Below are 23,496 nucleotides of genomic sequence, written 5' to 3' on the forward strand. Positions count from 1 at the left end.
GCTGACCCGTCGGGCTTCTCCGCTCAGGTCGGGATGAGCTCCACGCCCGCCAGTGCCACCGCGTTGTCGCGCTCGGGCGCGGTGACGACGGCGGTGAATCCGTCACCCTCTTTCCAGATGCTCGCCAGCAGCGTCTCACCGGGGAACACCACACCCGCAAACCGGGCGCCGTAGCTGCCGACGCGCGCGGTATCACCGTCGAGCAGGGTGTCGACCATCGCCTTGGCCGTCATACCGTAGGTGCACAGCCCGTGCAGGATCGGCCGCGGAAAGCCTGCCGCGGCGGCGAATTCGGGATCGGAATGCAGCGGGTTGCGGTCACCGCACATGCGATACAGCAGCGCCTGCTGCGGCGACACCGCGATCGAAATCTCGTAATCCGCGGCGCGCTGAGGGGGTTCTGAGGATGTCGACGGACCGCGTTCGCCGCCGAAGCCGCCCTCACCACGCGCGAAGATCGACCGCTTCTGCTTCCACAGCACCGTGCCCTCAGGTGTGGATACCGTGGTCTCCGACCAAATCACCGCGGCCTTGCCCTTGTCCCAGATGTCGGTGAACCGCGTGACAGCGATGCCGGTGCCTGACGGTGGGATCGGCCCGGGCGCGGATACCGCCTCGCTGGCGTGCAGCACCTTCGACAGCTCGATGTCGATGCCGGGGAACTGAACGCTGGGCGGTTCGGTCATGTGGAAGCTCTGCGCCACATTCGCGAAGGTCGGCAGCACCTGCGGGGTCCCGTCGGTCAGGTAACGCAGTTCACGCTTGTCCATGGGGTCGCCGCCGGCGCCGAGGCCGAGGTGGTAGAGCTGAATATCGCTACTGGTCCAAGAGAATTCGGCGGGCGGAAGCTCAGCGCCGAGCGCCTCGTCGAGATTGATCGGCATCAGTTCTTTCCTGCAATGTGGAGGGCCGCCAGGTATCCGAATGTCATGGCGGGTCCGATTGTCCCACCCGGACCCGGATACGTATGTCCCATCACCGGTGAGCTGACGTTGCCCGCCGCGTAGAGACCCTCGATGACCGAACCGTCATCGCGCAGCGCGCGCCCGTTGATGTCGGTGCGGACGCCACCCTTGGTGCCCAGGTCGCCCGGCACCATCTTCGCGGCGTAGTACGGCGCGTTGTTGATCTCTCCGAGGTTGGGGTTCGGCTTGACCGTCGGATCGCCGTAGTAGCGGTCGTATGCGCTTTCGCCGCGCTTGAAGTCTTCGTCTTTACCCGAACGTGCGAAGCCGTTGAATCTCTCGATGGTCGCGGTCAGCGCATCGGCGGACAGGCCGGTCTTCTCGGCCAGTTCGGCGATGGTATCGGCCTTGACAATGACGCCGGACTCCATCCACTTGTTCGGAATCCGTTGTCCGGGCTGCAAACCCGCGAAGATATAACGATCGCGGTAGGTCTGGTCGAACACCAGCCACGCCGGGATGTTCTCGCCGGGACCTGGGCCCTGGCCATACTGACCGCCGTACATGTGGTGGCACGCCTCGACGTAGGGCATCGACTCGTTCATGAACCGCTTGCCGGCCATGTTCACGATGATCGATCCGGGGGAGTTGCGTTCGGACAGTGCGAACCACGGCGCGTCCACCAGCGGAACCGTCGGCCCCCACCAGGCGTCTTCCATGATCTCCAGTGCGGCGCCGAGTTTTTCAGCGGCCAGGATCCCGTCACCGGTGTTGGCCTTGGCACCGACTGTCCACTCGGTGGTGATCGGAGCGCGCTGGTACTTCACCCGCATCTGCTCGTTGTGCTCGAAACCGCCCGACCCGAGGATCACGGCGCGGCGCGCGCGGATGAGCTGCGGCTCAGCCGATTCCGGGGCATCTGAAGGCCGCGCCCAGATCCCACAAACCCTGCCGTCCTCGACATAGAGGTCGGTCAGCGCGGTGTTCAGCTGGACCGGCACCCCTGCCTGCTGGAGCCCGATGCGAAGCGGCGCGATCAGCGCGCGGCCCATGCCGACCAGGTTCTTGCGGGTGGCGTTGGCCCACACCGAGCGCACGCCGACCTTGATGCTGCGGAGCACGCCGCGCGGATGACGCTTGAGCTGGTTGAGCCGCACGTAGTCCTGCTGCATCACGACCATGTTCAGCGGCACCTTGCCGTACGGCGGTTCGAGGCCCTTCTCGTCAGGGCCGAGCTTGCGCGCGTTGAACGGCTTCGGCTCGATCGAACGTCCCGCGGGCCGTCCGCCCGGTGTCTCGGGGTAGTAGTCGGAGTAACCGGGCACCCAGCACATCTTCAGCGGCGAGTTCTTGAGCACGAATGACAACATCTCGGGTCCGCGCTGCAGGTAGGTGTCGATCTTCTCCGCGGGCACGGCATCGCCGATGATCGCGTGCAGGTAGGTGCGTGCCGCTTCGGCCGTATCGGAGACCCCGTCACGCTTGAGGACCTCGTTGTTTGGGATCCACACGCCGCCACCTGACCGCGCAGTGGAACCGCCGTAGTGCGGAGCCTTCTCGACGACTACTGTGGAAAGTCCCTGGTGGGCGGCGGTGAGGGCGGCAACCATGCCGGCGGCGCCGCTTCCCACCACGACGACGTCATACTCCTGACCAGTCATGTAGAACACGTTATAGAATTGCCCGGCCGCAGGACAACTGCGCCGGTCGAACAAACGAGGGGACTTCGCAAATGCTCAGCGTTGAGGTGCGTGAACAGCTCGCAGCCGACCTGGCCCAGGCCGAACGCAGCCGCGTCCCCATCACCCCGTTGACCGACGCGCACGCCGATATCGACGTCGTCGACTCCTACGAGATCCAGCTGATCAACATCCGCCAGCGGGTGGCCGAGGGCGCCCGGGTGATCGGGCACAAGGTCGGCCTCTCGTCGGAGGCCATGCAGAAGATGATGAACGTCGACGAACCCGACTACGGGCACCTGCTCGACGAGATGCAGGTCTTCGAGGACAAACCAGTCAGGTCCGACCGGTTTCTGTACCCGAGGGTGGAGGTTGAGGTCGGTTTCATTCTGGCCGACGACCTGCCTGGTGCCGGTTGCACTGAGGACGATGTGTTGGCGGCGACGGCCGCATTCGCTCCGTCGATCGAGCTGATCGACACCCGTATCACCGACTGGAAGATCAAACTGTGCGACACCATCGCCGACAACGCGTCGTCGGCGGGCTGGGTGCTCGGAGAGGCGAGGGTTTCGCCGAAGGACATCGACATCCGCAACATCGACGCCGTGCTGACCAACAACGGTGAGGTCGTGGCGGAGGGCCGCAGCGATGCGGTGCTCGGTAACCCGGTCACCGCGGTGGCGTGGCTGGCGCGCAAAGTCGAGAGTTTCGGAGTCCGACTGAAGGCCGGCGACATCGTGCTGCCGGGGTCGTGCACTCGTGCGATAGATGCACCCCCGGGCAGCAATTTCGTCGCCGACTTCGCCGGGTTAGGTTCAGTTCGCCTGAGTTTCGAGTAGTAGGGAAATCACATGCCGCAGAAATCTTCTGTCGCGATCGTCGGGTCGGGAAACATCAGCACCGACCTGCTGTACAAACTGCTGCGCTCCGACTGGCTGGAACCGCGCTGGATGATCGGGATCGACCCCGAGAGCGAGGGTCTGGCCCGCGCGCGCAAGCTCGGTCTGGAGACTTCGCATGAGGGCGTGGATTGGCTGCTGGCCCAGAGCGAGAAGCCGGATCTGGTGTTCGAGGCCACCAGCGCCTACGTGCACCGCGACGCCGCACCGCGCTACGCCGAGGCCGGCATCCGGGCGATCGATCTGACCCCCGCGGCCGTTGGGCCAGGTGTCATCCCGCCGGCCAACCTGCGCGCCCACCTCGATGCGCCGAACGTCAACATGGTCACCTGCGGCGGTCAGGCCACCATCCCGATGGTGTACGCCGTGTCGCGCGTGGTTGATGTGCCCTACGCCGAGATCGTCGCGTCGGTGTCCTCGGCATCGGCGGGCCCGGGAACGCGCGCGAACATCGATGAGTTCACCAAGACCACCAGTGCGGGTGTGGAGGTCATCGGCGGCGCCAAGCGCGGCAAGGCGATCATCATCCTCAACCCGGCCGATCCACCGATGATCATGCGCGACACCATCTTCTGCGCGATCCCCGAGGACGCCGACCACGACGCGATCACCAACTCCATCAAGGAGGTGGTGGCCGAGGTGCAGACCTACGTGCCCGGCTACCGGCTGCTCAACGAGCCGCAGTTCGATGAGCCGTCGATCGTCAACGGCGGCAACCACGTGGTCACGACGTTCGTGGAAGTGGAGGGTGCGGGGGACTACCTGCCGACCTACGCTGGAAACCTGGACATCATGACCGCCGCGGCGACCAAGGTCGGCGAGGAGATCGCGAAAGAGTCGCTTGCGACGACAGCGGGAGGTCAGGCATGAGTGGCATCGACGACATCTATTTCGACCCGATGTGGGACATCCGGATGACGGATACGTCCCTGCGCGACGGCAGTCACCACAAACGGCATCAGTTCACCAAGGACGAGGTCGGTGCCATCGTGGCGGCGCTCGATACTGCGGGCGTGCCGGTCATCGAGGTCACCCACGGCGACGGGCTCGGCGGGTCCAGCTTCAACTACGGGTTCTCCAAAACGCCCGAGCAGGAGCTGATCAAGCTCGCGGCCGAGACGGCCAAGGAATCCAAGATCGCCTTCCTGATGCTTCCCGGTGTGGGCACCAAGGAAGACATTAAGGAGGCGCAGAACAACGGCGGGGTGATCTGCCGGATCGCCACCCATTGCACCGAGGCCGATGTCTCGATCCAGCATTTCGGCCTGGCCCGCGAACTCGGCCTGGAGACCGTCGGCTTCCTGATGATGAGCCACACCATTCCGCCGGAGAAGCTCGCCGCCCAAGCGCGCATCATGGCCGACGCCGGCTGCCAGTGCGTGTATGTCGTCGACTCGGCGGGCGCACTCGTGCTCGAGGGTGTGGCCGACCGGGTCTCAGCGCTGGTCGCCGAACTCGGCGATGACGCCCAGGTCGGCTTCCACGGTCACGAGAACCTGGGCCTGGGCGTCGCCAACTCCATTGAGGCTGTGCGGGCGGGTGCCAAGCAGATCGACGGGTCGTGCCGCCGCTTCGGCGCCGGTGCGGGCAACGCGCCGGTCGAGGCGCTCATCGGGGTGTTTGACAAGATCGGCGTCAAGACCGGGATCGACTTCTTCGACATCGCCGACGCCGCCGAAGAGGTCGTCGCACCCGCGATGCCCCAGGAGTGCCTGCTCGATCGCAACGCGCTGATCATGGGCTACTCCGGTGTGTACTCCAGCTTCCTCAAACACGCCATCCGTCAATCCGAGCGCTACGGCGTGCCGGCGCATCAACTGCTGCACCGCGCCGGCCAGCGCAAGCTGATCGGCGGCCAGGAAGACCAACTCATCGACATCGCGCTGGAGATCAAGCGCGAACAAGAAGCGGCACCGGCCTAGCCGGCCTGGGCGCGGCGGCGCCGCACCAGCCACACCACAATGAACACGCCGACGGTGGCGAACACCGCGTACTGGTAGCGCGACGCCCAGGACGACACCGCTTCCCAATTTCCGCCCAGGTGAAATCCGGCCACCACGAGCAGGCCGTTCCACACCGCGCTGCCGGCTGCCGTGAGCCCGATGAACCGCACGAAAGGCATGCGGTACATCCCGGCGGGCACCGATACCAGGCTGCGGACGACGGGGATCATGCGGCCGAACAGCACCGCCTTGGCGCCGTGGCGGTGAAACCAGGCTTCGCTCTTGGCCAGATCGTCGATCGAGAAGAACGGCAGCCGATCGACCAACCGGTGCACCCGGTCCCGCCCGAGCAAGGCGCCCACCAGATAGAGCACGACGGCCCCGACGACCGAACCCGCCGTCGTCCAGGCGATCGCCTCCCAAAGCGTCATCTCGCCGCGAGCCGCGGCAAACCCCGCCAGAGGCAGGATGATCTCGCTCGGCAGCGGCGGAAAGATGTTCTCCACCGCGATCGCGGCGCCGGCACCCAGTCCGCCCAGCATGTCCATCAACGACACCGCCCAGCCGGCCACCCCACCGATCTCGGCGGAGCCACTGGCGAGCACGGGGGTGTCCATGCCACGACCATATGGGTCGGCGAGAACAGCGAGGTCCGCGCGTCGCCGTCGGTACCGGCAGGCACGATGGGCGCATGACGACCCGCGAGCAGGCTCAGGCACTACTCGAACAGCTGGCGGGACCGACTGCCGTCCTGCGCGACGATCAATGGACGGCGATCGCGGCGCTCGTCGTGCAGCGGCGTCGGGCACTGGTTGTGCAGCGCACCGGATGGGGCAAGTCGGCGGTGTACTTCATCGCGGCCAAACTGCTGCGCGACGCGGGCCGCGGGCCGACGGTGATCGTGTCGCCGCTCTTGGCGCTGATGCGCAACCAGGTGGCCGCCGCCGAACGGGCCGGGGTGCACGCCGCCACCATCAACTCGAGCAACGTCGCCGACTGGGACGAGATCAACGAACGCGTGCAACGTCGTGAGCTCGACGTTCTACTGGTCAGCCCAGAGCGGTTGAACAACCCCGACTTTCGCGATCAGGTGCTGCCCGCGCTCGCCCATGACGCGGGCCTCGTCGTGGTCGACGAGGCACACTGCGTTTCGGATTGGGGCCACGACTTTCGCCCCGATTACCGGCGCATCCGCACGCTGATCGGCGAGCTCGGCGCCGACGTTCCCGTCCTCGCCACCACCGCGACCGCCAACGACCGGGTCGTCGACGACGTCGCCGCACAACTCGGCGTCGGCGGGCAGGACACGCTGGTGCTGCGCGGCGGCCTGGACCGCGAGTCGCTGCGGCTCTCGGTGGTCAAGGCCGGCAATCCGGCACAGCGCGCGGCTTGGCTTGCGGCACATATCGATTCGCTGCCCGGATCGGGGATCGTCTACACCCTGACCGTGGCCCAGGCGCACGACGTCGCCTCGTTGTTGCGTGAGCAGGGCCATCAGGTCGCCGCCTACACCGGGTCGACGGAGGCCGCCGAACGCGAACAGCTCGAGGCGGATCTGCTGGCGAACAACGTCAAGGCGCTTGTCGCCACCTCGGCGCTGGGCATGGGGTTCGACAAACCAGACCTCGGCTTCGTTGTACACGTCGGCGCGCCGTCCTCGCCGATCGCGTACTACCAGCAGGTCGGCCGCGCGGGACGGTCCACAGAGAGCGCACAGGTCGTGCTGCTGCCCGGCCACGAGGATCAAGACGTGTGGCGCTACTTCGCTTCGGTGGCGTTTCCGTCGGAGTCCATGGTGCGCAACGTGATTGACGCACTGGATCTCGAGCGGCCGCAGTCGACACCGGCGCTGGAACCGCTCGTCGATCTGGGACGGTCCAGGCTGGAAATGGTGCTCAAGGTGCTCGACGTCGACGGCGCCGTACGCCGCGTGAAGGGCGGGTGGGTCGGCACCGGAGCGGAGTGGGCGTACGACGAGCCGCGGTACCGGAAGCTCGACGACGCGCGCAAGCGCGAACAGCAGGCGATGCTCGACTACCAGGCGACCGACGGCTGCCGAATGGCTTTTCTGCGTGGGCAACTCGACGATCCCTCGCTCACGGCGGGCGAGCGGTGCGGCCGATGCGACAACTGCACGGGCGAACACGTCAGCGGCGACGTCGATGCCGTCACCACCGAGGAGACGAGGCAACGGCTCATGCGTCCCGGCGTCGAACTCGCGCCGCGCAAGCAGTGGCCGTCGGGATTGGCCAAGCTTGGCATCGACCTGAGCGGCAAGATCGCCGACGGTCCGGAACCGGGTCGCGCCATCGGCAGGCTGACCGACCTCGGGTGGGGTGCGCGGTTGCGCCGCGTGCTCGACGAGCCCGACGGCGAGGCGTCCGAGGACCTGGTCGCCGCCGCGGTCAAGGTGCTGGCCTCCTGGGACTGGGCGCAGCGACCGGCGGCCGTGATGGCGTTGGATTCCGACCGCCACCCGTTGCTCATCTCTTCCCTGAGTCGCGAACTGGCGCGGCTGGGCAGGCTGGCCCACCTCGGCACCCTGCAGTATTCGCCGACTCGGCGGGCGGTGACAGCGGCGAACTCGGCCTATCGGGTCGCCGCCCTGACCGGGGCATGGACGAATCCCGATCCCGGCCTCGTCGCCTCCGCCGGCGGGCCGGTGCTGCTCGTCGACGACCTGTCCGACAGCGGGTGGACGCTGACCATGGCGGCCAGGGTTCTGCGCACGGCCGGCGCTGTGGCCGTGCTCCCCTTCACGCTGGCCGCCACCAGCTGACACGCCGAGCTGGCCAGGAGTTTGTTTAGGCCCCACCCCACATCGGTTACGCCTTTTGCAGCGGCCACGAGGTCGCCAACTAGAGGAGTGATTCGATGAAGATGTCCGAGAAGACCGTGCGACGCGGCCTGTACGGCATGTTCGCCGGGGGTCTACTTGCTTTCGGTTCCGCGGCGATCGTGATTCCGGTCGTTAATGCCCAGCCCGCACCGGGTCCGGGGACGGAAACCCAGAAATGCAGCATCAGCACGATCGCCGACACCTCACGCACGGTGTCGGAGTCCACGAGCGCGTACCTGGCGTCGAACCCCGACGCGAACACCGCGCTGACGCAGATCGTGGAGACGTCGCCGGCTGATGCGACGCAGGCTTTCCGCACGTACTTTGCTGAGAATCCGACGGTCGAGTCCGAGCTGAAGACGATCAACCAGCCGGCAATCGATCTGGCCAACCAGTGTGGTGTCGAGGTGGCGCCCACCCCGATCACCGAGGCGCTGACTGACGTCTAAAGACTAACTGAATCTCCACCGCTCAATCGCGTCGGCTGTCCCGCCGGCGCGATTGAGTGTTCTCCGTACTCCACGATGTCGTTTGTCGTTCAACGATTTCCGACGCGTATCGACGTTGGCACCGCCTGCCTCCGGGTTGGGGTGTGGCTTTCTCGCCGTTCCATATATGTACCTTAGCGGTCGATATATTGACTCCTGCTGGAACGCGTCCTAGTTTCATGAGGTGTTTTCGCAGCCATTGATTGACGCGATCGCCGAAGCGGAAAGCCTCGTCGCCGCCGCACCGTTCATCGAATCGGAAGCCGACCTGTTGGAGGGTCTTCAGTATCTAGCGGGCTGTATCTCGGCGTGCACGCATCTGGCGTTCGATCACGACCGCGACCACCCCTTTATGCAATCCGGCACCGGGCCGTTCACGAAGATGGCCCTGGACAACCCCGATGCGATGTACTTCGGCACCTGGGTGCAGCCCGGTCATGAGTACGTCGTCACCGGCCGCCGGGGTACCACCACCGACCTCTGCTTCCAGATGCTCGGTGGTGAGTACACCGACGCCAACGTGCCACCAAGCCAGCTGGCTTTCGACGACCGTGAGCTCGACATCGACGCCGACGGGTACTACGAGTGGCGGATCACCCCCACGAGTCCGTCGCAGTTATTGGTTCGTGAGGTCTACAACGACTGGTCGGCACAGCGCGGATTCATCAGCATCGCCAGAACGGACACCGCGGGAACGGCCCCGCCGCCGCTGACCCGGGAGCTGATCGAAAACCGTTACGCCGTAGCGGGTAGGCAGTTGGTGCAGCGGGTCAAGACGTGGCTGCAGTTCCCGCAGTGGTACTACAACACGCTGCCGGTCAACACGATGGTCGCGCCCCGGCTGACGCCCGGCGGTCTGGCGACGCAGTATTCGTCGGTCGGCCACTTCGACCTCGCGCCGGATCAGGCGATGATCATCACGCTGCCCGTCACCGACGCGCCCTACCTCGGCTTCCAGCTGGGCAGCCTCTGGTACATCTCGCTGGATTACATCAACCATCAGACTTCGCTGAACGGCACTCAGGCGCAGGCGGATCCGGACGACAAGATCAGGATCGTGGTGTCCGACAGCAATCCCGGCGTGACGAACTGGGTGGAGACCTTGGGGCATCGCAAGGGCTACCTGCAGTTCCGCTGGCAGCGGCTCTCCCGTGAGCTCACCGCGGCCGACGGTCCGACGCTCGAGGTCGTCGCTATCGACAAGGTCGCCGCCGCGCTTCCGTACTACGAGTCCAACAAGATCTCAGACGAGGATTGGCGAGCGCGGATCGCGCTGCGCCAGAAGCAGATCAGCAACAGGATGGTTGGCTAGACGGGCTGGCGCTTCACCCCGCCAAGCTGGGTGCTGACCGCATCCGCGGTCTTGACCAGGGCACGCGCGCGCTCAACGATTTCGTTGTCTGTCAAAGCTTTTCCGATATGCATCGAGGCCACCATCACCTGCCGCTGATAGTGGTCGTAGACCGGCGCGGAGATCACGCTGATGTCATGACGCTTCCGTCCGGCAGGGCCGTTCTCGTCGCGCAGATACACGCGCTCGCCGATGTCGGAGACCAATTCGCCAAGCAGTGCGCGCAATTCGTCGGGCAGGTTGCTCGACATTCCCGCCATCAACGAATACAACCGTCGGCCGCCGGGCGTCAGCCGCTCGACCAGATAGCCGTCGTCGCGGCACCTGGCGATCACCCTGTTGAGCCGGTCCGAATGCGTGCGCAGCGGGATCGTCGGTTCCTTGGCGAGCCAATTGCGTTCGGCCTCTTCGTCCCACAACACGAACATCAAGCCCACGGGTGGGGCGAAGGGATAGCTCTGTCCGACCTCGACCCCGGGCGGCGCGCCGGCCGGGGCCACCAGGTCCAGCAGCGTGATCCGGTCGTCGATGACGCCCGACAGTGCCGCGGTGACCCCGAATCGTGCAGACAGCCGGCGGAGTTCTTCGCGTGCCGCCGGGCTGACGCGCATCGACTCCTGCGCCTTGTGGCCGAGCGTGATCAGCGACGGGCCGAGGCGATAGGTCTTGTCGGCGGCGTCGCGAACCAGGTAACCCGCCTCGGCGAGCGAAGTCACGATCCCGAGGCACGTCGGCTTACTCAGCCCGATGCGACGGGCCAAGTCGGACACTCCGAAGCGTTCCGTGGGACGGCCCGCGAGGTAGTCGAGGATTTTGACAACTCGATCCGTCGGCGGGGACGCACGGCCGGAGGACTCGGGAGCGGACACGTGCGCAGCATACATCGCGTTCCATATATGTACCGTGCTGGTCGATATATTGACTCTTGCTGGAACACGTTCTAGTTTCATGGGGTGTACTCACAGCCGTTGGCCGACGCGATCGCCGAGGCCGAGAGCCTCGTCGTCGCCGCCCCTTTCATCGAATCCGAAGCCGATCTTCTCGAGGGGCTGCAGTACCTCGCAGGATGTATTGCGGCATGCACGCACGTGGCGTTCGACTACGACCGCGACCATCCCTTCCTGCACAGCGGCACCGGCCCGTTCACCAAGATGGGCCTGGACAACCCGGACACCATGTACTTCGGCACGCGAGTGCAGCCCGGCCATGAGTACGTCGTCACCGGCACGCGGGGCACCACGACCGACGTGAGTTTCCAGTTGCTCGGCGGCGAGTACACCGACGAGGTCGTGCCGGACAGCGAGACGGCATTCGACGATCGCAAGCTCGATATCGCCTCGGACGGCACGTTCGAGTGGCGATTCACTCCGGACACCCCATCGCAATTGGTGATCCGCGAGGTCTACAACGACTGGTCCGCGCAGCGGGGGACCTTCGCCATCGCGCGTACCGACACCGAGGGCACTGCACCACCGGCGCTGACGCGCGAGTTGATCGAGAAGCGTTATGCCGTAGCGGGTAAGCAGCTCGTCCAGCGGGTCAAGACCTGGCTGCAGTTCCCCAAGTGGTTCTATGACGACCTGCCTGTCAACACTCTGACAGCTCCCCGCCTCACCCCGGGCGGTCTGGCGACGCAGTATTCGTCGGTCGGCCACTTCGACCTCGCGCCGGACCAGGCGATCATCATCACGCTTCCTGTCACCGACGCGCCGTACCTCGGCTTCCAGCTGGGCAGCTTGTGGTACATCTCGCTGGACTACATCAACCATCAGACCTCGCTGAACGGCACTCAGGCACAGGCGGATCCGGACGACAAGATCAGGATCGTGGTCTCCGACAGCAATCCCGGCGTGACGAACTGGTGTGAAACGCTGGGCCACGCCAAGGGTTACCTTCAGTTCCGCTGGCAGCGGGTGTCGCGCGAGCTCACCGAGGCCGACGGTCCGACGCTCGAGGTCGTTGACGTCGACAAGGTCGCCGCCGCGCTGCCCTACTACGAGTCCAACAAAATCTCAGACGAGGACTGGCGAGCGCGGATCGCGCTGCGCCAGAAGCTGATCGGCGACAGGATGGTGGGTTAGAAGTGCTGCTCGAAAACAAGGTTGTCGTCATCAGTGGTGTCGGCCCGGCGCTGGGCACCACGCTTGCCAAGCGATGCGCCCAGGAGGGTGCGGATCTGGTGCTGGCCGCTCGCACGGTTGAACGGCTCGAAGACGTCGCCAAGCAGATCACCGACATCGGCAGGCGTGCGGTGACGGTGGGCACCGACATCACCGACGATGCGCAGGTCGCCAATCTCGTCGAGCAGACGCTCGAGGCGTACGGCAAGGTGGACGTGCTGATCAACAACGCCTTCAGGGTGCCGTCGATGAAACCGTTCGCCAATACGACGTTCGAGCACATGAAGGACGCCATCGAGCTGACTGTGTTCGGCGCATTGCGGATGGTTCAGGGCTTCACGCCGGCGTTGGCCGAGTCCAAGGGCTCCGTGGTCAATGTGAACTCGATGGTCGTGCGCCATTCGCAGGCCAAGTACGGCGCGTACAAGATGGCGAAGTCTGCGCTGCTGGCGATGTCGCAGACATTGGCGACCGAACTGGGCGAGCAAGGCATTCGAGTCAATTCCGTTCTACCCGGCTATATCTGGGGCGGCACGCTGAAGGGCTACTTCGAGCACCAGGCCGGCAAGTACGGCACCAGTGTCGACGACATCTACAACGCCGCCGCCGCGGGATCCGACCTGAAGCGGCTGCCCACCGAGGACGAGGTCGCGTCTGCGATCCTGTTCATGGCCAGCGATCTGTCCAGCGGTATCACCGGGCAGGCGTTGGATGTCAACTGCGGGGAGTACAAGGCCTGAAATGAGTGGAACTTCCGGCCGGACCAATGTGGGTACCGTCGACGATCTGCACGCCTCGGCGACGAAGGCATGCGGACTCGACGACTTCGGTGTCGACGACGACAACTACCGGGAGGCGCTGGCCGTCCTGCTGGAGTCGTTCCGGCGCGACGCCGACCTCACCGAAATCGGCAGCAAGATGAACCGGTTCTTCGTGCGTAACGCGCTGGTGGCGCGGCTGGTGTCGGAGGCGGCGTGGAAGCAGTATCCAGAGCACGCCGACGTGACCGTCGAGCGCCCGATCTTCGTCACCGGGCTGCCGCGAACCGGCACGACCGTCATTCACCGGCTACTCACCGCCGACCCGCGGCACCAGGGTCTGGAACTCTGGCTGGCAGAGTTCCCGCAACCCCGTCCACCGCGCGAGACATGGTCGGATAACCCGGTTTTCGCGCAGATCGACGCTCAGTTCGCCAAAGCGCACGCCGAGAATCCGGATTACACCGGACTGCACTACATGACCGCCGACGAGGTGGAGGAGTGCTGGCAACTGCTGCGCCAGTCGCTGCATTCGGTGTCCTACGAGACGCTGTCGCATCTGCCGACGTACTCGCAGTGGTTGGCGAAGCAGGATTGGACCAAGGCATATCAGCGGCATCGCAGGAACCTGCAGCTGATCGGTCTCAACGACGCCGAGAAGCGCTGGGTGCTCAAGAATCCGAGCCATCTGTTCGCACTCGACGCGATTTTCGCGACCTACCCCGACGCGCTCATCGTGCAGTGCCACCGACCGGCCGAGACCATCATGGCCTCGATGTGTTCGCTGGCTCAGCACACGACCGAAGGGTGGTCGAACTCGTTCGTCGGTGCGCAGATCGGCGAGGACGCAATGGAGACGTGGACGCGAGGTCTGAAGCGGTTCAACGAGGTTCGGGCTGACCACGACCAGGCGCAGTTCTGCGATGTCGACTACTTCGAGTTCGTCAAGGATCCGGTGTCGGCGGTCGAGGGCATCTATTCGCACTTCGACATCGAGTTCACCGACGAGGCCCGCAAGGCGATCACCGACAGCCACACCGAGAGTCAACAGGGCCCCCGTGCACCGAAGCACACGTACTCGCTTGCCGACTACGGGCTGACCGACGAGCAGGTCAAGGAGCAGTTCAAGGGGCTGTGATGGTCACGCTGTCGTATTGGCCAGCGTCTCAATGCGATTCAATGCTTCGGTGGCCAGGGTGTCCACCGGGTAGCCGCCCACCGCGGCACACGTCGAGATCTCGATCGCCGCATTGTGAGCTGCGACGAACGTGCTGTCGCACGCCCAGTCGCTCGCGGTGAACGACCACAGCAGGATGTTGGGCGAGCTCGACGCCTGTAGAGGCAGCAGCGTGAAGTCGTAGGACCGGCCTTTCATGTCGGTGACCGTGAACGGAACGTCGACGCATGACTCCAGGGTCCGTTTCGCCTGCGCCAGTGCGTTCTTCGCGTCGTAGTCCGCGGGATAGACCCCGACCATCTCCTCCATGTACACCGGGTGACCGACGCCCTCGGCCATCCAGTGTCCGCCGTCGGTCGCCGCGGGATCGAGGTCGAAGATGAACGGCGGATCCACCTCTTTGGCGACGCCGGCACATTTCTCGGGTTCGACGGTGGAGAACAGATTTCCGTCGTACTTCTCGACCTTGGAACTCAACAGGTCACTGACCTGTCCGGCGGTGATCGGTGCGACGGGTGTGCGGGGCTTCGGCGGGGTGTCGATGACCTGAGTGCAGCCACTGACCGCGATCGCGAGCAGAAGCCATGACCACCGCGCCGTCATGGCTGACAGTGTAGGAGCTAGCCGTCGCCGGGGGACGGTGCCGAGGACATCTCCTCCAGGCAGCCTTCGGCGACAGCGTGTTTGATACTGCCGGCGAGCTTGGGGCAGGACCGCTCCCGCGCGGGGTCGCCGCCGGACGCCCGGATGTCGTTGAAGTAGGCGCAGCGCCGCGTCGCCTCGGCGTTCCATTGCACCGACGTGTGGGCAGGCCCGAGCTTCTTCACATCGACCGCAACGTGGCAGAACCGGCAGTCGACCGACACCAGGCCCGACGTCAGGTAGCGCTCGCGGTCGCGCGCGGTGGCCTCCCGCAGGGCTTCCGCGCGATCGTCACCGAAAGCCGGTGCTTTAGACCAGGTTCCACGCCCGTTGCCGACATCGCCGTCGCCGTGGGAGTGGTCGTCGTCATCGTGAACGCCGTGCAGAAGCAGCATCGACCTCGCCAGCTGGTCGACGTCGGCGGGGCCGACAATCTGGCCGACGTCGGCGGGGCCGACAATCTGGCCGACGTCGGCGGGGCCGACAATCTGGTCGACGTCGGCGGGGCCGACAATCTGGCCGACGTCGGCGGGGCCGACAATCTGGCCGGAGTCGGGGGCGTCCTCACGCGGGGTCATGAGCTTGCGTGCTCTGCCTTCTCTTTCTCGTCCTGCGCGGCTTGCTCGGCCTGAACCTTCAGATTCTCTTCGACCTCGACATGCCACTTCTCGTTGGCCGCCGTGGTGTCGACCTCGATCTCGAAGCGGTCGGTCATATCGGGGGTCACGTCGGCGACGTCGACGTAGAACTGCTGATACCACCGGCGCATCTGGTAAACCGCGCCGTCCTCCTCGACGAGCAGCGGATTGTCGATGCGGGTCTTGTGCTTCCAGATCTCGACGTCTTGCAGGAAGCCCTTGCTGACGCCCTCGGTGAACACCCGCGCGAGCTTGTCGGTTGTCGCCTCGTCCAGGCCCTTGGGCTTCTCGACGATGACGCCCCACTGCAACACGAAGGAGTTCTGGCTCACCGGGTAGTGGCAGTTGATCAGGATCGACTCGGCCTTGAAGCCGCCGTAGTTGTTGTGCAGCCAGTTGATCATGAAGGACGGTCCGAAGTACGACGCCTCGGAATCGAGATGTGCCTCGCCGTAGGTGGTGCCCATGTCGCTGACATCGGGCCTGCCGACATTGTGCAGGTACTGCGACGCAACGTGGCCCTCGAAGACGTTCTTGAAATACGTCGGCAACCCGAGGTGGATGTAGAAGAAGTGCGCCATGTCGGTGACGTTGTCGATGATTTCGCGGCAGTTGCTGCCCTCGATGAGCATCGTGTTCCATCGCCAGTCGGTCCACTCGTCACTGGCGAACTCGGGGATCTCGGGGATACGCACCTCTTCTTGAGGTGGGTTGCCTTCGTGGTCGTGCCAGACGAACAGCAGGCCGCCGCGGACGTCGGTGTGCCACGCCTTGGTGCGGGCCAGTCGCGGGGTGCGCTTGGCGTAGGGCACCAGCTTGCACTTGCCGTCACCGCCCCAGCGCCAGTCGTGGAACGGACAGGCAACCTCGTCGCCCTTGATCGTGCCCTGCGACAGGTTGCCGCCCATGTGACGGCAGTAGCCGTCAAGCACCTTGAGATCGCCCTTGGAGTCGGCGAAGACCACCAGCATGGTGCCGAAGATCTCCACGCCGTGCGGCTTGCCGTCCAGGTAATCCTTGACAGGGCCGAGGCAGTGCCAGCCGCGCGCAAACCTGTCCGGAAGCGCGCCGGTGTCGATTTCGCGAATGGCTGCTGTTTCGGTAGTCACGGTGGGCCTCCCGTTTCTGTGGCTCTAACTAGAACACGTTACAGTTTTTACCTCCTGACGCGCAATCGAAACTCATTTACCTGCCTCTTCGTGCACGCACTCATCGCCAGCCATCTGCGGTATATCTAAAGAATGCCGTTGTATTCGTTCGAGGGGCGCTCACCGATCATCGATCCCAGCGCTTTCGTCGCCCCGACCGCCACTTTGGTCGGCGACGTGCATGTCGAGGCGGGTGCGTCGGTCTGGTTCAACGCGGTACTCCGGGCCGATTTCGCCCCGATCGTGATCCGCGAGGGCGCGAACGTGCAGGACTGCTGCGTACTGCACGCCCCGCCGGGCATCCCGGTCGATGTCGGCCCGGGCGCCACGATCGCGCACGGGTGCGTCGTGCACGGCGTGCACATCGGCGCCGAGGCCGTGCTGGCCAACCACTGCACCGTGCTCGATGGCGCCGTCATCGGCGCCCGCAGCCTGATCGCCGCGCATTCGCTGGTCATCGGCGGCACCAAGATCCCCGACGAGGTGGTCGTGACCGGTGCACCCGCCAAGGTGCGCGGACCCGTGGCGGGCACGGGCGCGGAAATGTGGGTGAAAACCAACCCTGGCGCCTATCAGGATCTGGCCCGTCGCTACATCGCGGGGCTACAACCGATCCCCGAGTAGCGCGTGCCCCAAGTAACCTAGCCGCATGTCGTTCGGTCAGGTCACCGCGTTGTGGCGCTACCCGGTCAAGTCGCTCGGCGGCGAGCAGGTCGACCAGATCGACATCGGTACTCGCGGTCCGCAGGGCGACCGGTTGTGGGCGGTACGCGACCTCGAACGCGACGTCACCGCGACGGCCAGGCGCATCCCGAAGCTGCTCGGCGCCACAGCGCGCTACGTGGGTTCGGTCGCGCCCGACGCCGGTCCGGGCAAGGCGCCCGAGGTCGAGATCAGCTTTCCCGACGGCACCGTGTGCTCGAGCAACGATCCCGATGTGCACAAGAAGCTGTCCGAACTCGTCGACCGCGACGTCCGGCTGACCGCGCTGCCGCCGGCGGACGACACCTCGTTGCACAAGCTGAGCAAGGACGAGCGCGAGAACATGTCGATCGCCGCGCTGCGCAAAGACTTCGGAATCACCGAGGGTGAGAAGTTTCCGGACATGTCGATGTTCCGCGTCACCGACCTCACCCTGTTGGGCAGGTATTCGACCCCGCCGGGCATGTTCGTCGACCTCGCGCCCGTCCACGTCATGACCCGGACCAGCCTGGACACCATCGGAGCCGAACTCGGCGGTGACGCCACCCAGGTCGACCCGCGCCGCTTCCGCCCCAACATCCTGCTGACGCTGACCAATCCGGCCGACGGCTTGCCCGAGTCGCAGTGGACGGGCGGACAGCTCTCGCTCGGCGGGGTCGTGCTCGACGTGACGATGCCGACCATCCGCTGCGTTGTGCCGAGTCGCGCGCAACCGGGCATCGAGGTCGACCGCCGCATCACCAAGGCGGTCGCGGGCCGGGCGGGTCGATGCCTCGGTAGTTACTGCTGGGTGGCCACCGGCGGCACGGTCAATGTCGGAGACGAGGCGGCGCTGAAGGAGGCCAAGCATCGTGCGCTCGCCGATGTCGCCCGCCGTACGAAACGGTTCGCGTTCGGGGTGGCGACGTCGGCGATGGACCGGTTCTCGCGCTAGCTACCTGCATTCGGCGGGTCCTCGGCGCCGCACTACCTAGGCAACCCGGTCCTCAGCGCGATCTGCTGCATCTTGCCGACATTGATCACGAACTCATCGGTCGTGACGTCGCCCGGCGCGCTCTGGAATTCCAGGCGCACCAGCGCGGGACCCTCGGTGAATAGCAGCAGCGTGGCCGCCTTGCTGCCGTCTTTCGACATGCCGACGGCCATGGTGCCGTTGCTGCCGACGGCAACCGGTCGTGGGGTCGCGCCGGTGATCGTATTGCCGATCGTGGGCAGGGCCGCCTGCAACGTGTTGGCCGCGGTGTCGGCGTCCGGATAGATCACGATCGTGCTGGAGATGGCCCTGGTGTCGTCCTGGTTGACGAACAGAGCACTGGCACCGGGCAATCCGTCCGGACCGGACGGTGTGCTCGACTGCTCGGTGAAGGTGTCCTCATCGTCGCTGAGGTCCGCAGGCTGAAGGAGCAACCGGCTGTAGTCGACCTGGTTGTTGGCCTCGCTGGTCGTGGTCGGAGCGGCCGATGACGATGAGGTCGTCGACGCAGGCAGACCCGGAACGGTGCCGGTGGGGGTAGTGCCGGAGGAATCGCACCCGATCGCTGCCGCGCACATCAACGTTGCCAATGCGATGGTCGTTCTGGATCTCATACGTCCACGGTGCCACAGTGCCGTGGCGTCAGATCTTTCGTGCGCTCGCCGTCGCTTTGTCGACTTCCCAGAACGCCCGCAGCGCAACGATCTTGCCCTCGTCGTTCACGCGGTACGTGAAGATGCCCTCGGCCTTCACCTCGTAGCCTGCGGCCCTGATCACGATGTGACCGACATTGGCTTCCTCGTTGCCGCACTGATATGTCTTCTCGAAATGGAAGGTCAGGTCGCTGGACGCGATCGCCTTGTCGTAGAACAGCGCGATCGCTTCCTTGCCGCGGTGGCCCGTACCGTCGGGGTCGAAGTGCGACGGTCCGATCGGATCCTCGACGATCGCATCGTCGGCGAAATTCGCCAGCCACGCGTCTTTATCGTGGGCGATCGCTGCCTCACGTGAGCGTTTACCCGCCAAGTGGACCGGTGCGTTCGGATCCGTGACGGTCACGGCTCAGTCCTGCCAGCCCGAGTGGATGTACGTCTCGGCGAACCGCTTCATCGAATCGATCTTCTTGTCCACCGGGGCGTCGAAGGCGAGCCCCTCGAACACCCACGGAATCCCGATGTAGTCGGTGACACCCGCCGCGACCAGGTCGCGGTGGCCGTCGACACCGAACTTGTCGATACACACGGCCTGGTATTCGAACGGGTCGTCGGCACGGCCGTTTTCAGCAAGCAGTGTCTTCAGCTTGGCGATCGTCTCGGCCAGCTGGTCGCACGTCATCATCGCGCTGGTCCAGCCGTCGCCGATCCGGACGGCGCGCTTCAGCGCGACATCGGTGTGCCCGCCGACGTAGAACGGTATGGGCTTCGACGGTGCCGGGCTCATCTGCAGCCGATCGAAGTCGTAGAACTCGCCGTGGTGTTCGACCATGCCGCCGGCGAGCACCAGCTTGATGATGTCGATCATCTCGTCGACTCGCTTGCCGCGCTTCGCGTAGGGAACCCCGCACCACTCGAATTCCTCTGGAGCCCAGCCGATCCCGACGCCGAATCCGAACCGGTTGTTGGTGAGGTTCGCCACCGACCCGACCTGTCGGGCCAGGAGCAGTGGATTCCGCGAACCGAGCTTCATCACGTTGGTGTAGAAGCGCAGCTTCGAGGTCACCGCACCCAACGCACCCGCGAGGATCAACGGGTCGACCCACGGCGAGTTCTCGTCGAACATCCGCTTGCCGTCGGCAGTGTAGGGATAGTCGACGGACTGCTTCTCGAAATAGAAAATCGAGTCCGGCAGCGCGATGCTGTCGAAGCCGAGTTCTTCGGCCGCCTTGGCGATTTCGATCAGCTGGTCGAGTGGGCTGAACGCGATGCTGATGGTGTACTGCATCATCCATGTCTCCTCGCGCAAGCGCTCGTCGGTCGCGTCATGGTTTGTCAGCCCCAACGACCCACATCGAGTAGTACTGCGCGCCACCGCCATACGCGTGACCTAGGGCTTTACGTGCGTTGGGAACCTGGTGGTCGCCCGCCTTGCCCATCACCTGAATGGCCGACTCGGCGAACCGGATCATGCCCGACGCGCCGATCGGATTAGACGACAGCACACCGCCGGAGGCATTCAACGGGATCTTGCCGGTGATCTCGGTCTCGCCGGCCTCGGTGAGCTTCCACCCTTCGCCCTCGGCCGCAAAGCCCAGGCTTTCCAACCACATCGGCTCGTACCAGGAGAACGGGACGTACACCTCGGCGGCGTCGATCTCATCGATGGGGCTCGTGATGCCGGCCGCTTTCCACAGGGCAGCGGCGGCGTCGCGACTGGCCTGTGGGTTGACCTGATCGCGGCCCGCGTAGGCAAGCGGTTCGGTCCGCAGTGACGTGGCGTGAATCCACGCGACCGGATGGCCGTTGGCGATATGCGCTTCTGCCGCTTCCTCATTGCCGATCACCATGGCCGCCGCACCGTCCGACGACGGGCAGGTCTCGTCGTAGCGGATCGGGTCCCACAGCATCGGGGACTCCATCACCTTTTCGACGGTGATGTCGGGCTGGTGCAGATGCGCCAACGGGTTCTTGGCGCCGTTGCGGCGATCCTTCACGGCGACGATCGCGCCGATGTGGTTGGGTGCTCCCGAGCGACGGATATATGCGCGGATGTGCGGAGCGAAGTATCCGCCCGCACCCGCACCGACGGGCTTGGTGAACGGCACCGGAATGCTCAACGCCCACATGGCGTTCGACTCGGACTGCTTTTCCCACGCCATCGTCAGCACGCGCTTGTACTTGCCGGACTGCACGAGGCTGGCCGCGACGATGGCGGTCGAGCCGCCAACCGAACCGGCGGTGTGCACCCGGATCAGCGGCTTGTTCGTCGCGCCGGTGGCGTCCGCCATGAACAGTTCGGGCATCATCACGCCCTCGAAGAAGTCGGGCGCCTTGCCCACCACCACGGCGTCGATGTCGTCGAACGTCGAACCGGAATCCTCCAGCGCTCGGTCGATGGCCTCGCGAACCAAGCCGTTCATCGACACGTCGTGGCGCTTGGCGACGTACTTCGTCTGCCCGGTGCCCAGCACCGCTGCGAGTTGGCCCGCCATTTCTAGTTCTTCCCTTCCAGAACGGCAACCAGATTCTGTTGCAGCGCAGGGCCGCTGGTCGCGTGGGCCAGCACCCGCTGCGCGGAGCCGTTGAAGATGTGCTGTGCGGCGAAGCCGATGCGCTCCAGGCCTGCCGAGAACATCGGGTTGGCAGCCAGCGCGCCACCCGAGGGGTTCACCTTCGTATTGTCCGTCAGCCCGATCGCTTCTTTCAGGATCAGCTGCTGGTGGGTGAACGGTGCGTAGATCTCCGCCACGTCGATCGAACCGGCGTCTCCGCCGGTCGCGACCTTGGCCGACGCTGCCGTCGACGGTGAGGTGGTCAGATCACGCGCGCCGAGGACCGGTGTCTCGATGCGATGCTCGAAACCCGTTATCCAGGCCGGGTTCTCGCGCATTTCCTTGGCTTTGTCGCCGGCGGCCAGCACGATGGCCGACGCGCCGTCGGTGATCGGGGCGATGTCGTGACGGCGCAGCGGGTCGGCGAAGAACGGGCGCGACAACAACTCGTCGATGCTGCCGGTGACCTCTTCTTTGTCGGTGCGGCCGCCGGCGGCGTAGGAATCCAGCGCCACCTGAGCCATCTGCTCGGCGGTCCACTTGCCCGCGTCCAGACCCGCCCGCGCCTGCAGACCGGCCATCGACACCGAGTCCGGCCACAGCGGCGCAACGGTGTACGGGTCGGTCTGCATCGCCAGCACCCGGCGCAACGTGCCCGCCGAGGACTTACCGAAGCCGTAGACCAGCGCGGTCTCCACCTGGCCGGTCAGCAGCTTGATGTAGGCCTCGTACAGCGCCCATGCCGCGTCCATCTCGACGTGGCTTTCGTTGATCGGCGGCACCGCACCGATCGAGTCGATCGCCGAGATGAACGAGAACGCGCGGCCGGCAAGGTAATCCGAGGATCCGGAGCACCAGAAGCCGATGTCGGTCTGCTGCAGTCCGAGCTCGTCATAGAGCTTGTGGAAACACGGCATCAGCATCTCGACGCCGTTGGTGGTGCCGTCGGTACGGCGAACGTGGGGCGCGTGCGCGAAGCCCACCACTGCAATGTCAGTCATGTGTTTGTGTCCCTTTACAGGTGGTGCCGGTAGGACTCGTAGTCGGCGTCGGGCTCGTCCGTCGGCCGGAAGTAGTCGATGTTGTCGATGCCCAGGCCCCACTCCTCGCGGGGCTTCCACACCGCTTGCACCCGCATGCCCATCCGGACATCCGCCGGATCGATCTCGGTGACCAGATGCAGGAACGGGATGTCGGCGCCGTCGAGCAGCACATAGGCCGCAACGTAGGGCGGCTTGATCCGTTGTCCCGGGAACGGGATGTTGATGATCGCGTAGGTGGTGACGGTGCCCTTGTCCTCGAGTTCGAGGAACTGGTCGAGCTCCTGGCCGGTGGCCGGATCGGCTTCCTTGGGCGGGAAGTAGACCTTGCCGTTGTCCCCGGTGCGCGCCGCGAGCAGCTTGCCCTCCTCGAGCGCGCGCAGGAACTTGCTCTCGGGCAGCGATGCCGTGTGCTGGATCTCGATCGCCGACGGCGTCACCTGGATCTTGACCGGCTCGCGGTCGTCGGAATCTGAGGAGGGCTCGACTGCCTCTTCTTCGTCACCCGCCACGAAATACGCGATATCGGTGATCGCGCCGACCGGCTCATCGATCCAATGCGCGTGCACCCGCGTCCCGGTGCTGAGCTCGTCAGACGATGCGGCGTTGACCGCATGCAGCAATGGGGTGTCGGCGCCGTCGAGCTTGATCAGCGCCCACGCGAACGGCTTGTCCAGCGGCTGACCCTCCAGCGGGGTGGATTGCCAGGTCCACGAGACGACGGTGCCGACGCTGCTGACCGGAACAACCTCGGTCAGAGCGTCGTAGGTCACGGGGTCATACTCAGCGGGCGGCACGTGAACCCGCCCATCCGAACCGCGCACACCGACGATCCGTCGCTCGCGCAGGGCGGTGAAGAACTGGGACAGGAGTGGTCCGACTGAACGGGTGTAGTCGAATGAGAGCCTCAGCGGCGCTGAGAGAGGCCGCTCATGCTTGTCGATCTGCACCGGGCTGCTTTGGCCTGTGGTCACGGCATCGAGTAG

General features: G+C 65.3%; 24 protein-coding genes. 11 read left to right on the forward strand and 13 right to left on the reverse strand.

The features are described 5' to 3' along the window. Window positions 1-23: 23 nt before the first annotated feature. Both ACIA48_RS21065 and kstD read right to left on the reverse strand, forming a co-directional pair. Complete coding sequence (locus ACIA48_RS21065; RefSeq protein WP_396735840.1) at window positions 24-884, reverse strand: MaoC/PaaZ C-terminal domain-containing protein; 861 nt, start codon at window positions 882-884, stop codon at window positions 24-26. Next, complete coding sequence (kstD, locus tag ACIA48_RS21070; protein WP_396735843.1) at window positions 884-2,566, reverse strand: 3-oxosteroid 1-dehydrogenase; 1,683 nt, start codon at window positions 2,564-2,566, stop codon at window positions 884-886. Before kstD ends, ACIA48_RS21065 begins: the two co-directional genes overlap by 1 nt. A 71-nt stretch (window positions 2,567-2,637) precedes the next feature. Here kstD and ACIA48_RS21075 point away from each other — a divergent pair, with 71 nt between their 5' ends. From ACIA48_RS21075 to dmpG, 3 genes are read left to right on the forward strand one after another with little or no spacing between them, the layout of a single operon-like run. Continuing rightward, entirely contained in the window at window positions 2,638-3,423 is a 786-nt protein-coding gene (locus tag ACIA48_RS21075) for a 2-keto-4-pentenoate hydratase (protein WP_396735846.1), read from the forward strand. A gap of 12 nt (window positions 3,424-3,435) precedes the next feature. Continuing rightward, window positions 3,436-4,353, forward strand: a complete 918-nt coding sequence (locus ACIA48_RS21080) for an acetaldehyde dehydrogenase (acetylating) (protein ID WP_396735849.1) — start codon at window positions 3,436-3,438, stop codon at window positions 4,351-4,353. Further along, on the forward strand, window positions 4,350-5,405 hold the full coding sequence (gene dmpG, locus ACIA48_RS21085) for a 4-hydroxy-2-oxovalerate aldolase (RefSeq protein ID WP_396735852.1): 1,056 nt from the start codon (window positions 4,350-4,352) through the stop codon (window positions 5,403-5,405). The genes ACIA48_RS21080 and dmpG overlap by 4 nt, the downstream gene beginning before the upstream one ends. On the opposite strand, the gene ACIA48_RS21090 is transcribed toward dmpG, so the two are convergent. Then, window positions 5,402-6,043 (reverse strand): DedA family protein, encoded by a 642-nt coding sequence (locus ACIA48_RS21090; RefSeq protein WP_396735854.1) that lies wholly within the window; start codon window positions 6,041-6,043, stop codon window positions 5,402-5,404. The genes dmpG and ACIA48_RS21090 overlap by 4 nt on opposite strands. Window positions 6,044-6,117: 74 nt before the next feature. Between ACIA48_RS21090 and ACIA48_RS21095 the strand changes: the two genes are divergently transcribed. The 3 genes from ACIA48_RS21095 (at window position 6,118) to ACIA48_RS21105 (ending at window position 10,065) form a co-directional block, all read left to right on the forward strand. Then, window positions 6,118-8,205, forward strand: a complete 2,088-nt coding sequence (locus ACIA48_RS21095; protein ID WP_396735857.1) for a RecQ family ATP-dependent DNA helicase — start codon at window positions 6,118-6,120, stop codon at window positions 8,203-8,205. Between the two features lie 95 nt (window positions 8,206-8,300). Then, window positions 8,301-8,714, forward strand: coding sequence for a hemophore-related protein (locus ACIA48_RS21100; protein ID WP_396735860.1), 414 nt, complete (start codon window positions 8,301-8,303; stop codon window positions 8,712-8,714). 223 nt (window positions 8,715-8,937) lie between these two features. Beyond that, the gene (locus ACIA48_RS21105; protein WP_396735863.1) at window positions 8,938-10,065 is read left to right on the forward strand and encodes a hypothetical protein; all 1,128 of its coding nucleotides are present in this window, start codon (window positions 8,938-8,940) and stop codon (window positions 10,063-10,065) included. Here the strand turns inward: ACIA48_RS21105 and ACIA48_RS21110 are convergent. After that, window positions 10,062-10,988, reverse strand: coding sequence for an IclR family transcriptional regulator (locus ACIA48_RS21110; protein WP_396735866.1), 927 nt, complete (start codon window positions 10,986-10,988; stop codon window positions 10,062-10,064). The two genes, ACIA48_RS21105 and ACIA48_RS21110, sit on opposite strands and share 4 nt — an antisense overlap. 69 nt (window positions 10,989-11,057) lie before the next feature. Between ACIA48_RS21110 and ACIA48_RS21115 the strand changes: the two genes are divergently transcribed. The 3 genes from ACIA48_RS21115 to ACIA48_RS21125 are packed head-to-tail and all read left to right on the forward strand — an operon-like array spanning window position 11,058 to window position 14,120. Beyond that, entirely contained in the window at window positions 11,058-12,185 is a 1,128-nt protein-coding gene (locus ACIA48_RS21115) for a hypothetical protein (RefSeq protein WP_396735869.1), read from the forward strand. 2 nt (window positions 12,186-12,187) lie between these two features. Continuing rightward, window positions 12,188-12,964 (forward strand): SDR family oxidoreductase, encoded by a 777-nt coding sequence (locus tag ACIA48_RS21120; RefSeq protein WP_396735872.1) that lies wholly within the window; start codon window positions 12,188-12,190, stop codon window positions 12,962-12,964. A gap of 1 nt (window position 12,965) precedes the next feature. Next, on the forward strand, window positions 12,966-14,120 hold the full coding sequence (locus ACIA48_RS21125) for a sulfotransferase family protein (protein ID WP_396735875.1): 1,155 nt from the start codon (window positions 12,966-12,968) through the stop codon (window positions 14,118-14,120). A 3-nt stretch (window positions 14,121-14,123) separates the two neighbouring features. Here ACIA48_RS21125 and ACIA48_RS21130 read toward each other — a convergent pair whose 3' ends face one another. From ACIA48_RS21130 to ACIA48_RS21140, 3 genes are all read right to left on the reverse strand, one after another. Then, complete coding sequence (locus ACIA48_RS21130) at window positions 14,124-14,762, reverse strand: sensor domain-containing protein (protein ID WP_396735878.1); 639 nt, start codon at window positions 14,760-14,762, stop codon at window positions 14,124-14,126. Between the two features lie 17 nt (window positions 14,763-14,779). Then, entirely contained in the window at window positions 14,780-15,196 is a 417-nt protein-coding gene (locus tag ACIA48_RS21135; RefSeq protein ID WP_396736827.1) for a hypothetical protein, read from the reverse strand. A gap of 179 nt (window positions 15,197-15,375) precedes the next feature. Beyond that, a complete protein-coding gene (locus ACIA48_RS21140) occupies window positions 15,376-16,548 on the reverse strand; it encodes a Rieske 2Fe-2S domain-containing protein (RefSeq protein WP_396735881.1) in 1,173 nt (390 codons plus the stop codon). Window positions 16,549-16,680: 132 nt separating this feature from the next. Here ACIA48_RS21140 and ACIA48_RS21145 point away from each other — a divergent pair, with 132 nt between their 5' ends. After that, a complete protein-coding gene (locus ACIA48_RS21145; RefSeq protein WP_396735884.1) occupies window positions 16,681-17,211 on the forward strand; it encodes a gamma carbonic anhydrase family protein in 531 nt (176 codons plus the stop codon). A gap of 25 nt (window positions 17,212-17,236) precedes the next feature. Further along, a complete protein-coding gene (locus ACIA48_RS21150; protein ID WP_396735887.1) occupies window positions 17,237-18,223 on the forward strand; it encodes an MOSC domain-containing protein in 987 nt (328 codons plus the stop codon). Between the two features lie 32 nt (window positions 18,224-18,255). On the opposite strand, the gene ACIA48_RS21155 is transcribed toward ACIA48_RS21150, so the two are convergent. The 6 genes from ACIA48_RS21155 to ACIA48_RS21180 are packed head-to-tail and all read right to left on the reverse strand — an operon-like array spanning window position 18,256 to window position 23,484. Further along, window positions 18,256-18,876: a hypothetical protein gene (locus ACIA48_RS21155; RefSeq protein ID WP_396735890.1), complete on the reverse strand. Its 621-nt coding sequence runs from the start codon at window positions 18,874-18,876 to the stop codon at window positions 18,256-18,258. 28 nt (window positions 18,877-18,904) lie between these two features. Next, window positions 18,905-19,321, reverse strand: a complete 417-nt coding sequence (locus ACIA48_RS21160) for a nuclear transport factor 2 family protein (protein WP_396735893.1) — start codon at window positions 19,319-19,321, stop codon at window positions 18,905-18,907. 3 nt (window positions 19,322-19,324) lie between these two features. Continuing rightward, window positions 19,325-20,203: a TIGR03619 family F420-dependent LLM class oxidoreductase gene (locus ACIA48_RS21165; protein ID WP_396736829.1), complete on the reverse strand. Its 879-nt coding sequence runs from the start codon at window positions 20,201-20,203 to the stop codon at window positions 19,325-19,327. A 37-nt stretch (window positions 20,204-20,240) separates the two neighbouring features. Then, window positions 20,241-21,410: a thiolase domain-containing protein gene (locus ACIA48_RS21170; protein WP_396735896.1), complete on the reverse strand. Its 1,170-nt coding sequence runs from the start codon at window positions 21,408-21,410 to the stop codon at window positions 20,241-20,243. A gap of 2 nt (window positions 21,411-21,412) precedes the next feature. Beyond that, on the reverse strand, window positions 21,413-22,471 hold the full coding sequence (locus ACIA48_RS21175) for a thiolase domain-containing protein (protein WP_396735899.1): 1,059 nt from the start codon (window positions 22,469-22,471) through the stop codon (window positions 21,413-21,415). A 14-nt stretch (window positions 22,472-22,485) separates the two neighbouring features. Next, complete coding sequence (locus ACIA48_RS21180) at window positions 22,486-23,484, reverse strand: Zn-ribbon domain-containing OB-fold protein (RefSeq protein WP_396735902.1); 999 nt, start codon at window positions 23,482-23,484, stop codon at window positions 22,486-22,488. Window positions 23,485-23,496: the final 12 nt, after the last annotated feature.

This window comes from Mycobacterium sp. NPDC051804 (assembly GCF_044452905.1).
GTDB lineage: Bacteria > Actinomycetota > Actinomycetes > Mycobacteriales > Mycobacteriaceae > Mycobacterium.